The organism is Shewanella algicola (assembly GCF_014648035.1).
In the GTDB taxonomy this organism is placed as follows: domain Bacteria; phylum Pseudomonadota; class Gammaproteobacteria; order Enterobacterales; family Shewanellaceae; genus Shewanella; species Shewanella algicola.
The window spans coordinates 76,633-90,283 of sequence record NZ_BMQI01000009.1 but is presented as its reverse complement, the minus strand read 5'-3'; the positions used below and the strand labels follow the sequence as shown (position 1 = coordinate 90,283).

Here is a 13,651-nt window from a genome sequence, read left to right as displayed (position 1 = left end):
TGATATTAAAGTTGCTGCATTCGGCAATAAATAAGCATAAATGTTATAAATAAGGTGACCTACATCACACATCGCCGCCATTTTAAGCAAATTAACCCTCAATAAATTGATTCCATTACGTCTAAAACAACGATTTTTAATCGAGTATTTTTATCTGCTTTGAATCACATCATTAATAACTCCATCGCTTATCGTTACTACCAACAAGTTGCCAAGCATAGTTTGCTAACAACACTTTGCTAACAACACCAAACTCCCAACATTAATGATTGGGATTAATAAGAAAACGATGAGTAAAAGGGTGATTATTATGAGCATAAACAGACGTCAAGCTTTGACACAAATTATTGGTATAAGCACCGCCGCTGCTGGGGCGACTTTAATGGGCACATCGGCTTTTGCAGCGACAGACACTGACGGAAATTACCGTTTAGAGTTAGGAGAAAAGTTAAAATACGCACCACTTGATGCCATGGCAACAGCTAAGCTTGCTTATGAAACGGGCGGTGGCTGTATGCACCAGGTATTTCACTCTATTATCACTATGCTTGCGGCATCTGATAGTGCTGACGCCTCAAAGTTTGCCACTATCCCTACTGCATTAGCCGGTTATGGTTGGGCAGGTGTTGTGGGTCAAGGTACTCTTTGCGGTAACTTAAATGCTTCAGGCATGTTGATTAATATCCTTGATGATATTAACGGTCAAAACAATTCAATTATTGGCGCATCGTTCCGTTACTATGAAACGACAGATCTTCCATTATCTTCAGCTGAATTCATTGCTGGTATTGGTTCAACAGACGAAAAATCACTTGAAGTAGGCGCAACGTCAATTGCCAATAGTCCATTGTGTCACTCTTCTATCAGTAACTGGTCAGCCGCATCAGGCAAAGAGTTTGCGTTAAAAGGTGAGCGCTGTAAACGTCTGTCAGCCAGTATGGCTTACTACATTGTTGATTTACTTAACCGTGCTTATGCCGGTGAAGATATCTCACTATTAGCTATCGCAAAACCATCAACGGAAGCGCAAGCATGTCAGTCTTGTCATGGCGTAAGTTCAACTATGGGCTCTGCAGCCAGCGTTAAAACCGATATGGAATGTACGACTTGCCATACAGGACATTTCAATTAAGGAGCGCATCATGAAGATCAAATATCTTAGCGCCATTTTAGCCAGTAGTTTGCTAATTTTTGGTTGTGGTAGTGACAACGATGATGAAGATACCATTGTTGATGATACGCCGGTTGTAGTTGTGCCACCTGTCGTGGTGACGCCACCTGTGGTAGTCGATCCAGTGAGTGATGCCGTTGATGTTAATGAAGCAACTGATATCTCTATGCAGCTTGACTCATTTGATGCGGCAACAGGGGCATTAACATTCACATTAAGCAATGCTGATGGTAAAGCCGTTACCAATGCTAGCGAATATGAAATTGTGTATTTTGGGTTTCCTGACCCAGCGTCACCGTCAACCAAGCCAAAAGCATGGAAACGCTGGCATGTATCTCAAAGCTTTGGCTGTGATCAAACCGATGCAGAAAATTGTGCGGGCTTATTAGAAGAAACCGATACCGAAGGGAAATACACCTTTAATGCTATCGACTTAGACCTAGAAAGCAAAGCCGCTGCAGGCGCTGTTGAAGTGTTCAAAGTGGCAGTACAAATTCATGGTTCAAATGTCAGTAATGAAATCACCCTGATTGCTGCCGATGAATGATGACTTCCCCCCATCCTAGTTAGGGTTACCGCCAGTTCCCCTTTTACTAGGTAATGGCCTCAAGCCGTAGGGTAGATGCTGCGGCTTTTTTTTAAAATATAATACTAATCCCAAAAAAGGGCCTCATCATTGAGGCCCTTTTCTATATACATCTAAAATACTAACGCAGTTGCTGCATTAAATAAGCGTACACCATTGAGATAAGCTCAGCGGCTTGGGTATTGTCAGCAGCACCAGCATGGCCTCCTTCAATGTTTTCGTAGTACAACACATCAATCCCCATGTCTTCCATTTTAGCGACCATTTTACGTGCATGAGCAGGGTGAACGCGGTCGTCACGGGTTGAAGTTGTAAAAAACACTTTAGGGTATTTAACACCTTGTTTTAAATTATGATAAGGCGAATAAGTTTTAATGTATTGCCACTCTTTCTCAATATCAGGATTACCATATTCGCCCATCCAACTGGCACCAGCCAACAGCTTGTTATAACGCTTCATGTCTAGCAAAGGGACCTGACATACCACAGCGTTATATAAATCAGGACGACGCGTAAACGCGGCTCCCATTAACAAACCACCGTTACTGCCGCCTTGAATACCTAAATGCTGGCTTGTGGTGATTTTTCGGGCAATTAAGTCTTCGGCAATGGCTTCAAAATCTTCAAATGCTTTATGACGATGTTCTTTTAACGCCGCCTGATGCCAAGCAGGGCCATACTCACCACCGCCACGAATGTTGGCTAACACATACACGCCGCCCTGTTCGAGCCAGTTTTTACCCACAGTGGCCGAGTATGACGGTAAACGCGACACCTCAAAACCACCATAGGCATAAAGTAGCGTAGGGTTACTGCCGTCTAACTTAATATCTTTGGCCATGACCACAAAGTAAGGCACTTTGGTGCCATCTTTCGACTGAGCAAAAAATTGTTTGGTTGTAAATTTATCAGCAGCAAACTGTTGTGGCATGCCTTTGACTTTGTCGGCTTTTAACGTGGCACCATTAACACGATACAAGGTTGATGGTTCTAAAAAGCTGGTGTAATCAACAAAAAATTCATCACTGTCGCGCTGAACATCAAACACACTTAAGGTGCCATTAGCGTCAAATGGGGCAGTGTCGCTTTGCCATTGGCCTTTATCGTTTTGGGTATAACGCACGAGTTTACTTTTAACATCGTCTAACCAGGTGACAAATACCGCATTTTTACTGAAGTTAATTTGCGAAATAAAGGCCGTGGCGGTGGGCGATACAAATTCTTTAAACTCAGGTTTTTGCGCAATCAGTTTATCTACCGGGGTAAACACAACAGCACCTTGTTTAAAGGTTGCTTTATCGGTGACTAACTCGCTTTTCAGCTCAATGTATAGCTGGCCTTTAAAGTAGCCTTTAATGTCTGCATCGGCTGGCAATGGCAACGCCACCAGCTTATCGTTTTGATACACGTAATGCTTAGCTGTATAAAAGGTTAAACTTTCGGTAATAATATTCAGTGGCGTTTTATCATCAAAAATAACGTAACCCGCTGAGGCTACCGATGCTTTATCGCCTGTAAAGATGGTCTTAGCTTCAGATATCGGTGTGCCGCGTTTCCATAGTTTCACTAAGCTTGGGTAACCCGAGTCAGTCATGCTATTACCGTCGCCAAAATCGGTGCCAATAAAGACCGTATCTTTATCAATCCAACTCACTATCGATTTAGCCTCATCGACCATAAATGGCTTTTGCGCTTTTTCAACAAAGCTTTTAGTGGTGAGGTCAAACTCACGAACCTCAGCAGCATCGGCGCCGCCGCGAGATAACGACACTAAGCAGCGTTCATTTTGTGGGTATTGGCAGTTCATGCCTTTATACACCCAGTTAACGCCTTCGGCTTTACCTAGGGCGTCAATGTCGAGCACGGTTTCCCATTTAGGGTCCGCTTTTGCGTATTCTTCTATCGTGGTGCGACGATAAATACCCCGAGTGTGAGTTTCGTCTTTCCAAAAGTTATAAAAATAGTCACCCGTGCGTCTCGCATAAGGGATCCGCGCTTCGTTGTTAAGAATCTCAAGGCTATTGGCAACTAAGCTATCAAAGCCTTTATAGCCTTTAATGTGGGTCGCAGACACATCATTTTGCTGCTTTACCCAGGTCATCGGCTTAGCACCTTCAACGTCTTCTAACCAAATAAACTTGTCTTCTTCTGCTTGGATTTGTGTGGCCATTGTCATTGCACTCGCTACGCATAAAGGTATGATTCTTTTAAGCATTAAAATGTCCTTTTTGTTGTTTGCTTAGGTGTGTTTTTTATTGTGTAGTTACTTTATATTAATTAAGCAGATGTTCAATCGCTAAGCTGCTACAAACTGTTACGAGCGGCCCGTTGAATCAAGGTTGCAAAGGCCTATTTCTTTTAATCATTTACGGCATAGTGATGCATTGCCAATCGGAGCCACCAATGCCAATAACAGACTCTACCACCAGCATTGACACCACTAAACGGCCTTTTTGGTTAAATCCGCAATACGGTTTTTATTTACCTGTTACCCTGATCGCCGGTTTATTATTACTTTTCCCCGCTACCACATTGGCATTATTAAGCCAATTTACTCAGTTTTTTCTCGACTATTTTGACTCACAATTTATTCAATTTTCGAGCCTATTACTGCTCACAGCAACGGTAATATGCTTTAGCCCCATTGGGCGAATTCGCTTGGGCGGCAATGAGGCGCAAACAGAGTTCAGTTTTATGAGCTGGATGGCAATGCTATTTACTGCAGGCATGGGCTCTGGGCTGATATTTTGGGGCGTGGCAGAACCGGTTTATCACTATGTGAATCCGCCAGCGTTTTTACAACAATCTTTCTCATCTGTGCCGGGCGCACTAGCCATTACCCATTTTCACTGGGGGCTACACGCTTGGGCTATTTATGCCATGGCAGGGCTGGTTATGGCCTGGTTTGCCTACAATAAACAACGCAGCTTACGGGTGAGTGCCAGCTTTAGTGCAGACAAACCGAAATGGTTAAATATGATTGATTTACTGGCGGTGGTAGCCATTATTTTTGGTATTGCGGGTACGTTTGCCAACACCATTGCTTTAATCCAAACCGGTGTTGAACAAGCATTAGGATTAGATATTGGCTCGTTGGCATTTCGAATAGGGATGATCTTAGTCATTGCCGCATTGTTTACCTTATCGTCTCTTGCAGGATTAAATAATGGTATTAAACGCTTAAGCCAATTTAACAGTTTATTTATGGTCGCGATGCTCGTACTGGTTATCGCGCTTGTTGATCCACTAAACACCTTACAGTTAACTCTTGAGTCGACTTTACACTACATCAAACTGTTACCCAAAATGTCTTTTGGGGTTGGTCAGCCAGAACAGTGGAGCCAAGGTTGGACGGTCATTTATTTAGTATGGTGGATTGCTTGGGCGCCGTTTGTGGGGCCATTTATTGCCAGAATAAGTAAAGGTCGAAGTGTTAGGCAATTTTTAAGCTGCACCATCTTATTACCGACTGTGACGTCTATTATTTGGTTTTCAGCGTTTGGTGGCAGCGTATTAACTCAACCTTATGCCAGCACCATTATGGATGCGGTTAACCAGCAATACACTTTGGGACTGTTTAGTTTTTTTGAGCAAATGCCGTTGGGCGCGCTATTGTCTGCCGCTGCACTATTGTTGCTGGTGACCTTTTTAATTACCAGCGCTGACTCGTCAATTTATATCGCCAGCTTATTAACCGGTAACGACACGCGCGACGCCAAAATATTGTGGAGCATAATTTTAATCGCCATTACCATTGCGCTGGTGAGTATTAACGATGTCGACCTGAACAAACAGGTCGCGATTGTGGGAGCGATTCCCTTTACCTTAGTGCTCAGCTTGCAAGTAATATTTTGGATACGAGATGTATTAAAACATTAGTCTTTACCTATTTTACTGACGAAACAGGTATAATACTCACTCAGTATTAAACTGACCCATTCAAACCAATATAGATAGGCAGTAACATGGCTAAAACGGCAGCGGCACTTCACATTTTAGTAAAACACCAAACTCAAGCTGAAGACATTATTAAACAGCTGAATAAAGGCGCTAAGTTTGATGTGTTAGCCAAAAAGCACTCGAGTTGCCCGTCGGCCAAAAGTGGCGGTAATTTAGGTGAGTTTAAGAAGGGCCAAATGGTGCCACAGTTCGATAAAGTGTGTTTTAACGGTGAGCTAATTACCCCGCATTTAGTTAAAACAAAATTTGGCTGGCACGTAGTAAAAGTGCTTTATCGAACATAGGTAAATACTTAAGCTCCTCAGATGATAGTGAACGGCGATACATGCCCACTGTCATTAGCATTGATTCACAGTCTTTATTGACGCAGTTTGATGTACAGCTCGCCATCACGAATTTGAATATCATCGACACCATCGGCAAAGGTGTTCCAAAAACCTCTATCGCCAAACTCACTCACCAAATTGACGTTTTTCATATTACCTAGCCAGGCATTGGGAATGGGTACGCCCATTAAACTCACGCCTACTAATGCCACCACAGGGCGGCGATTAGCGTCTAAACGAATATCCAATCCTGTGTTGACTCTTAAAATTTCACCCGCCATAACCGGAAAGTCATTCGGTATGGGGATAAGCATGGTCGCACTGGCTAGGTTATTAGAGAAATCAATAGCCACCCGCTTGGCAAAATCAGGGTTGCGGCCAATCATCGCATTCACTTCTTTTTCACTAAAGGTCACTTGACGGTCTGTGTCGTATTCACGATAAGCTTGAGGAGTGAGTTCGCCCTGGTCGTTGAGGGGCTTGTCATTAACCGAGCTGTCATTGATAGAATTGCGATTATTAGGCGCATTGCGAGTATGAGTTGTATTTCTTGACGCGCTTGAGTCAACCTGCCAACCAAGCTGGGTTAATTTGTGATCCAGCTTTTGTTCCTCTTTGGCATTTAAGGTCACCGGTGTCATTGGCGAAGGGAAAATATAAGTGCGAATAACAAAAAATGTCAGGCCAGCAGTCACTAGCATGGTTGCCAAAATGATCAGCAATAACTTAATCCCAGCGGCACCCGTTTGTTGTTTGTACGGCACAGTTAAATTGGTAAATGAAGCTCGCATAGCCTGCTCTTTTAGTGATTTATTTTGTTCATGGTAATGCGCGCTAATGCCAAACAGCAAATAAAAACCTTGCACCTACACGATTATTGACACCCATTCTAGTTAACATTTACTTAAAACTTGAGTTACAAATGAGCCAAATTGTAATAAAGTTATAAGTCGAAAGTACGTAAACCAACCAAATGGGTTTGAGATAAATAAAGGATTATTTTAATGCAGTTACTCTCTCGCAGTACCTTTACACCATTAATGATTGGCACCAGCCTTTTACTCGCAGCTTGTGGCGGCGGAGGTTCCTCTGGTGGCGATGATGTCGATACTGGCTCAACAGCACCTCAATGGGTTGAAGGGCAATTTGCTAACTACTCGAGCTTGGCAAATCAATGCACAGCCTCTCTGACTCAAAAATTATGGTTACGCTCGTGGAGCAACGATACCTACCTTTGGTATGACGAAATCATTGATCGCGACCCTGCACCATACAGTGTTGCGGAATATTTTGACCTACTCAAAACAGAAGAATTATCAGACACAGGTAGTTTAAAAGATAACTTCCACTTTTCGATGTCGACTGAAGAATGGGACTTACTCAATGGCTCTGGCGCTTCAGTGGGTTACGGTATGACATTAAGCTTACGTCAAGCGTCGACTGGCGTAAGTAGGCAAGTCACTGTTGCCTATAATGAACCCGATACACCCGCCAGTGATGCTGGTGTCAGCCGAGGGGCAATCATTGTCTCGGTAGATGGTGTTGATGTGGCAACTGCCAATGACAGCGACAGCATTGATACTCTTAATGCAGGTTTATTTCCTAGCGACAGCGGTAAGCAAACTGAGTTTGTAGTGCGTGATTTAAATGCCGATACCGACCGCAGTGTCACCTTAACTGCCGGTACAGTCGTATCATCCCCAGTGCAAAATACCAAAACCATTACCACCGACAGTGGCAAGGTAGGCTATTTACTGTTTAACTCGCATATCGCCACAGCTGAGAAAGGCTTGTATGATGCTATGACAACGTTGAGTAATGCACAAGTTGATGATTTAGTAATGGATATTCGTTATAACGGCGGCGGGTTATTAGCTATTGCCAGCCAATTGGCATACATGGTGGCAGGCGATGCAGCGACCAATAACCGTGTATTTGAGCGCACCAGCTTTAACGACAAATACCCAACTATCGACCCAGTAACAGGGCAAACATTAACACCTATGCCGTTTTACTCTGAAACCCTTGGGTTTAACACTTCATTACTCAGAAGCGGTGTCTCGTTACCAGCATTAAACCTTAACCGAGTATTTGTATTAACGACACCTGGCACCTGTTCGGCTAGTGAAGCATTAATGAATGCTTTGCGCGGTATCGACATTGAAGTGATTCAACTCGGTGATACCACTTGCGGTAAACCTTACGGTTTTTACCCTACAGACAATTGCGACACAACCTACTTTACCATTCAATTTAAAGGGGTAAATGACAAAGGCTTTGGTGAGTATTCAGATGGGTTTGTCCCATCAACGAACCCAACTGTCGACAGTGAAGTGCCAGGTTGTATGCTAGACGATGACCTGACTCATGCTTTAGGTGATAGTGATGAAACACTGTTAAGTGCGGCGCTGTATTACCGTGACAACAACAGCTGTCCGGCAACCGCAACGGCGATAGCCCGTGCACCCGCAAAAAACACCTTTATTGACCCAGGCTTTATGTTACAAGACACCCGCAATCAAAATGTGCTGCTTAATAACCGCATTTTAACGCCGCAGGCTATGGAGCAATAATGCGTAAACCACTCATAGGGCTCATTGGCATGGTGATCATAACGGGTTGTGTGGCGACAGCAAGCGAAGAACCTTCTTTGCCTCAAGCTGCAACGCTAACTAACCCAAGTGTAGAGACCCACGCCGAGTTACAACAAGCAATAGCAAACTTGTTGGGCGCCAGTCGTGTAGTGATTAGCGACAATGCCTTTACGCAATACAGCCAGGAAGTGATTGAGCGCGCACCGCACAAAGATGCCAACGGGTTATTGATAATGGGCCGCAGCACTGACATACCTGACGCGGTTCAATTATTAAAACAAGGTGATAGCTGCCTATTGCAACATGTGCAAAGCGGTAAAGCGATAACGTTATCGCAAGTACGTTGTAAGCTTGAAGACGCGCAATAGCAGCACATTGAGTGTTTGATATAAGCTAATACACAATAAGGCCAGAACATATTAACCATATGCTCTGGCCTTTTTATTACACGTTAATTCACTAAACTATTCACTCACGACAGCGTAATACTTTTCCATCGTTCATTCGCCACCGAACACTGCAATGAAACCACTTCGCCGGATTATATAACCAAACGAATAATACCAGGTGTATCCCGCATTAGAGAGCTTGCCCTCAACAGGCTAAAACGTGATAAAATCTCGCCCTACTCACTTTTAACCAAACAAGGTCATGCAATGAATCCGATTATTGCCATCTTAAAAGAACACCAGGTCACTGACGCTCAAATTACCGAGCTTTTCCAGGCATTAACTGAAAATCCATTTGCTGCAATGGCAACCATTGGCCAATTAGGTATTCCACCAGAAAAACTGCAACAGTTGATGGCCCTTGTGATGCAAAACCCAGCCTTAATCAAAGAAGCCGTAGTTGAGCTGGGCTTAGATTTCTCGAAAGTTGAAGCAGCAAAAGCGCAATTGCAGCAGTAGTTTCAATGTTCGATGCTCAATAGACAAAAACGGCCAGAATTTAAAATTCTGGCCGTTTTTAACACCTAATAATACCCCTTAATCGCCTTCAAAAGCAGTTAGCCAGGTTTTAAGTAATTGGTTTAATGCTGGCACCTCGCTGGTAGATAAACTGGCAACCAGTTTGTGCTGCACGAGTACATGCAGCTCTATCATCGCATCAATCACTGTAAGGCCTTTGTTGGTTAGCCCTACAGATACGCTACGGCGATCTTCAGTGCTATGAGTGCGCACAATTAACTGTTTAGCTTCAAGCTTATCTAGGCGGTGGGTCATGGCGCCCGAGGTGAGCATCATTGACGACAGTAATATCGAAGGCGTTAAGATATATGGCTCTCCATTTCGTCTTAACGTGGCTAATACATCAAACTCGCCCATGGTTAAGCCAAATTGCTTATGACAAGCCGATATTTCGGCCTCTAGGTGTTTGTGTAAACGTAAAAAGCGCCCCAGCAATGCCATAGGCACGGTATCTAAATGGGGCTTTTCTGTCGCCCATTGTGCAACCACTTTATCGACATCTTCCATGTTCACTCTCACTTTTACTTTCAGTACAAAAATCTTCACATTAAGATACTTGATAGAAAGCGACTTTACAAAAACAACCTATCAGTCCACACTGCCAACTATCTTTACGTGAAGATAAATTGACACCAAGGTTATTGATGAACATTTTACTTGCCATGATCCCCGCCTTTTTTTGGGGGACGACATACGCTGTAACCCAATATACATTGGCAGACTGGCCACCATTATTGCTCAGTGCATTACGCGCATTGCCGGCGGGATTAATATTATTGGCAATAAAACCCAGTCGCCCAGCATCTGCAGACTGGCCTATTTTATTTAAGCTTGGTGCGATTAATATTGCGGTATTTTTCTGTTTAATTTTTGTGATGGCATTGACCCTTCCTTCGGCAATATCTGGAGTGGGTATGATATCAGTGCCCGTTTTTGCGATGCTATTTCATTGGGTTGTGAGTAAAAAGCGCCCCAATGCCTTACAAGCCTGCTGTGGTGCCGTGTTAGTTATACTGGCGTGGATGTTGTTTGACCCTAATTCAATAACCCTAAACCCAGTCGGACTCATTGCCATGCTCGCAGCCATAAGCTGCATTATTGTTGGCAGCACCATTACCAAAGCGCTTGGTTCACGGATTCATTGGTGGACCATTTTAACCTGGCAACTGATTATTGGCGGCGTGATACTGACTCTGGTGTCTGGTATGCAAGCACTCATAGCACCAGAACCTTATGCTAATGTGATTAACCAATTTAGCTGGAGCAACGCGTCAGGGATAATATGGATATTATTGCTCAATACTGTATTAGGTTACAGCATGTATGTGTGGTTATTACAGCGGATGTCGGTGGTTGATTTTACCTTTGGGGGTATCGCGAACCCCATCGCTGGTATCGCCTGTGGCGCAATATTATTAAGCGAGAGTTACACAACGCATCAATACACATTGATGGTGGGAATGATATTGGCCTCTATCGCACCGACATTACTCAATGTAGTACGGATAAAGTTACGTAATTCGGCATTAATAAAATAATAATGCACGTTGAAATAAAAGGATAAGTGAAGGCTTATCCTTTTATTGGCGCGTATTCGACTTAAATTAACGGCACTTTATAAGGCATTGCGCCTAAATAGTCTTTTTTACCAACATCAACGCCATTATGACGCAATATTGCATAAGCCGTTGTGATGTGAAAATAGAGATTCGGGATCGCATGTTCGATGGCAAATTCATACCCAGTGAGGTACTTACTCCCCCAACGCGGTTGCGACACGTGTACCTTTTCAGCATGGCCAAAGTCCGCCTCACTAAACCCCTCAAGGTAGGTCAACACAGATGTAATACGTTGGCGAAGTTCCTCTAATGTGGTTTCACTATCATCATGCTTTGGCACTGAATCCATATGCCCAGTTAAACGCGCCACCCCAATTTTTGCCGTGTCACAAGTAATTTGTACCTGGCGGATAAGATTAAATTGATCGGGTGCTAAGCGAGAGTTCAACAGCACTGCCATATCCACTCTTTTAAGCGCGGCAAACGCTTCTGCTTTATCAAGGATATGGTTTAAATTATTTAGCATCTTGCTGAATTGCACGACAGTCAGATCGTATAGCATGACAAATCCCTCCGTTGGAGCGGCAAGCTGTAACGCGTTAGCAATACCACATTAGGTTGCAGACAAATTAAATACATTTTTAGCCTGTATTAACCACAATAATCCCAGTCATCATCCAACACAATAACCGATTCAAATAACTCATCAATACAGTTATTATATTACTGATAGAACAACACAATTAGGAACGGTATCGCCATGGAAAGAGGCACATTAGTTCGTTGGAACGATGAAAAAGGCTTTGGGTTTATTAAACCTGAAACCGGTAATGATCAAGATGTGTTTATTCATATCTCAGCGTTAAAGCACATGGCCAGAAAGCCCCAGGTTGGCGATGAAATTGTATTTCATCGTGAAAACCAGCCCGATGGCAAAGTCAAAGCCATAAAAGCCAGCATTGAAGGCGTTGCCGTTATTGCTAACCGTCAACAATCATCAACCAATAACACTGCACGAAACACACACAGACCCAACGAAAGATATCATAATCATCGCACCAGCAGCCCAATACTCGGCCGTTTACTCATGTTGATAATCTTGCTTGGGGTTGGGATTTTCGGCTATAAGCAATATGAGCAAATGACGGCTGTCCCGGTGTTGACCAATGCAGATATTGACCAAATGCAATGGCAGCCTTCAGCGCCAAATCCAAGCGCTAAAAACCTGCAACCACAGTTTAGATGTGAAACAAGCAAAACACATTGCAGCCAAATGCGCTCATGTGCCGAAGCGACGTTTTATATCAATAACTGCCCTGGCACAAAAATGGATGGTGATCACGATGGCGTGCCATGTGAAATGCAGTTCTGTAATTAACACTTAACCTAGCTTCTTTGTTTGCTTACGATACTGGCTTGGGGTCATATTTTTACAGCGTTTAAAACTGTGGCTAAAATTGGCCCCATTGCTGTAACCGAGCCTTTCGGCGATTTCATCCAGGTGCATGGGCGTTAAGAGTAATGCCTCAGCAATGCCGACGCGCACATCGTCTCGCACCTGGCGCCAACTAGTTTGCTCTAGCTTAAGTTGTCGATGCAAAGTGCGCGTGGTGCGGGCTAAATGGGCGGCAATGTCTTCCATTGATGCCGTTAAACCTAAATGCACTAGGGTGTCTTTTACCAATTTGGCGACGGGTTTCCAGTTTTGTTTTTGCTGTAATAACTGGCTGCATTGCGCTTCGCACAGTCTGGCTGTGGCTTCATTGGCTTTGGTTAATGGTAAATCGAGCAGAGGCGCTAAATGAGCAAAGCCATTGTAATCAGCATTAAATCGAATATTAACCCCAAGTTTTTGTTCAATATCCGCTATTGATAAGTTAGCGGGCGGAACGGAGGTAAACTGCAGTGTTATCGGTAAATCTTTATGTTCAAACACCTCGCGCTGGATCATCGCCGCGCCAACCATGTCTCTTACCAACACCAGTTCGCCCAACTTTCCCGGCACGTCACATAAAAACGTCAGCGCAATATCATCATTAAGTTGGTTTAAGGTGATTTGCGAAAACACATAGGTTAAATCTAAATAGCGCAAACCCAGTTCAATCGCTTTTCTGGCAGTGCTGCTGGCTAAAAGAGCGTAACCCATGATGCCATAACTGGTTAAATGGTAACGACTGCCTAAAGCTACGCCAGCAGTAAACGGCGACGATGTGTGCTGTACTAGGTTATTTAATACCTGTAATTCTTGTGTATCTTCAACTAGTTGGTCGTGATCGTGTAATTGCTCACTTGTCAGTTCTGAGCCGTTCAGTAACACGCCCTCTTCAATACCCAGCTCAATGCCGTAAGCCACAATAATTTGCACACTGGTAACGCTGCGAAATGCCATAAGTGACGACCATGATGTCTTAAAATCACAAATATAAGTCCATTTTAAGCGTAGATCAATTAAGCGTAATTTCCTATGCTGGGTAATCGACACTATTT

At 43.6% G+C, this 13,651-nt stretch carries 14 protein-coding genes; 9 read left to right on the top strand and 5 right to left on the bottom strand.

Features of this window, described 5'->3' with window-relative positions:
- Window positions 1-310: 310 nt before the first annotated feature.
- On the top strand, window positions 311-1,132 hold the full coding sequence (locus IEY42_RS05800) for a cytochrome c3 family protein (RefSeq protein ID WP_188924369.1): 822 nt from the start codon (window positions 311-313) through the stop codon (window positions 1,130-1,132).
- 10 nt (window positions 1,133-1,142) lie between these two features.
- Window positions 1,143-1,718 carry a hypothetical protein gene (locus IEY42_RS05795; RefSeq protein ID WP_188924368.1) on the top strand — a complete coding sequence of 192 codons (576 nt, stop codon included), beginning with the start codon at window positions 1,143-1,145 and terminating at the stop codon, window positions 1,716-1,718.
- A gap of 160 nt (window positions 1,719-1,878) precedes the next feature.
- On the opposite strand, the gene IEY42_RS05790 is transcribed toward IEY42_RS05795, so the two are convergent.
- On the bottom strand, window positions 1,879-3,972 hold the full coding sequence (locus IEY42_RS05790; RefSeq protein WP_188924367.1) for a prolyl oligopeptidase family serine peptidase: 2,094 nt from the start codon (window positions 3,970-3,972) through the stop codon (window positions 1,879-1,881).
- 188 nt (window positions 3,973-4,160) lie between these two features.
- On the opposite strand from IEY42_RS05790, the gene IEY42_RS05785 reads away from it, so the two are divergent.
- On the top strand, window positions 4,161-5,636 hold the full coding sequence (locus IEY42_RS05785) for a BCCT family transporter (protein ID WP_188924366.1): 1,476 nt from the start codon (window positions 4,161-4,163) through the stop codon (window positions 5,634-5,636).
- Between the two features lie 86 nt (window positions 5,637-5,722).
- On the top strand, window positions 5,723-6,001 hold the full coding sequence (locus IEY42_RS05780) for a peptidylprolyl isomerase (RefSeq protein WP_188924365.1): 279 nt from the start codon (window positions 5,723-5,725) through the stop codon (window positions 5,999-6,001).
- A 74-nt stretch (window positions 6,002-6,075) separates the two neighbouring features.
- Here the strand turns inward: IEY42_RS05780 and IEY42_RS05775 are convergent, their stop codons facing one another.
- Window positions 6,076-6,834, bottom strand: a complete 759-nt coding sequence (locus IEY42_RS05775; protein WP_188924364.1) for an arginine N-succinyltransferase — start codon at window positions 6,832-6,834, stop codon at window positions 6,076-6,078.
- A 213-nt stretch (window positions 6,835-7,047) separates the two neighbouring features.
- Between IEY42_RS05775 and IEY42_RS05770 the strand changes: the two genes are divergently transcribed.
- The 3 genes from IEY42_RS05770 (at window position 7,048) to IEY42_RS05760 (ending at window position 9,545) form a co-directional block, all read left to right on the top strand.
- Complete coding sequence (locus tag IEY42_RS05770) at window positions 7,048-8,616, top strand: S41 family peptidase (RefSeq protein WP_188924363.1); 1,569 nt, start codon at window positions 7,048-7,050, stop codon at window positions 8,614-8,616.
- Window positions 8,616-9,005, top strand: a complete 390-nt coding sequence (locus IEY42_RS05765) for a hypothetical protein (protein ID WP_188924362.1) — start codon at window positions 8,616-8,618, stop codon at window positions 9,003-9,005. The genes IEY42_RS05770 and IEY42_RS05765 overlap by 1 nt, the downstream gene beginning before the upstream one ends.
- 288 nt (window positions 9,006-9,293) lie before the next feature.
- The gene (locus tag IEY42_RS05760; protein WP_188922271.1) at window positions 9,294-9,545 is read left to right on the top strand and encodes a DUF2999 family protein; all 252 of its coding nucleotides are present in this window, start codon (window positions 9,294-9,296) and stop codon (window positions 9,543-9,545) included.
- Window positions 9,546-9,623: 78 nt separating this feature from the next.
- Here the strand turns inward: IEY42_RS05760 and IEY42_RS05755 are convergent, their stop codons facing one another.
- Window positions 9,624-10,112, bottom strand: coding sequence for a MarR family winged helix-turn-helix transcriptional regulator (locus tag IEY42_RS05755; protein WP_188924386.1), 489 nt, complete (start codon window positions 10,110-10,112; stop codon window positions 9,624-9,626).
- A gap of 137 nt (window positions 10,113-10,249) precedes the next feature.
- Here IEY42_RS05755 and IEY42_RS05750 point away from each other — a divergent pair, with 137 nt between their 5' ends.
- Window positions 10,250-11,143 (top strand): DMT family transporter, encoded by an 894-nt coding sequence (locus IEY42_RS05750; RefSeq protein WP_188924361.1) that lies wholly within the window; start codon window positions 10,250-10,252, stop codon window positions 11,141-11,143.
- A 61-nt stretch (window positions 11,144-11,204) separates the two neighbouring features.
- On the opposite strand, the gene IEY42_RS05745 is transcribed toward IEY42_RS05750, so the two are convergent.
- Window positions 11,205-11,726 carry a DUF1993 domain-containing protein gene (locus IEY42_RS05745; protein WP_188924360.1) on the bottom strand — a complete coding sequence of 174 codons (522 nt, stop codon included), beginning with the start codon at window positions 11,724-11,726 and terminating at the stop codon, window positions 11,205-11,207.
- A 198-nt stretch (window positions 11,727-11,924) separates the two neighbouring features.
- Between IEY42_RS05745 and IEY42_RS05740 the strand changes: the two genes are divergently transcribed.
- On the top strand, window positions 11,925-12,542 hold the full coding sequence (locus tag IEY42_RS05740; protein WP_188924359.1) for an excalibur calcium-binding domain-containing protein: 618 nt from the start codon (window positions 11,925-11,927) through the stop codon (window positions 12,540-12,542).
- Window positions 12,543-12,545: 3 nt separating this feature from the next.
- Here the strand turns inward: IEY42_RS05740 and IEY42_RS05735 are convergent, their stop codons facing one another.
- Window positions 12,546-13,553, bottom strand: a complete 1,008-nt coding sequence (locus tag IEY42_RS05735) for an AraC family transcriptional regulator (protein WP_188924358.1) — start codon at window positions 13,551-13,553, stop codon at window positions 12,546-12,548.
- Window positions 13,554-13,651: the final 98 nt, after the last annotated feature.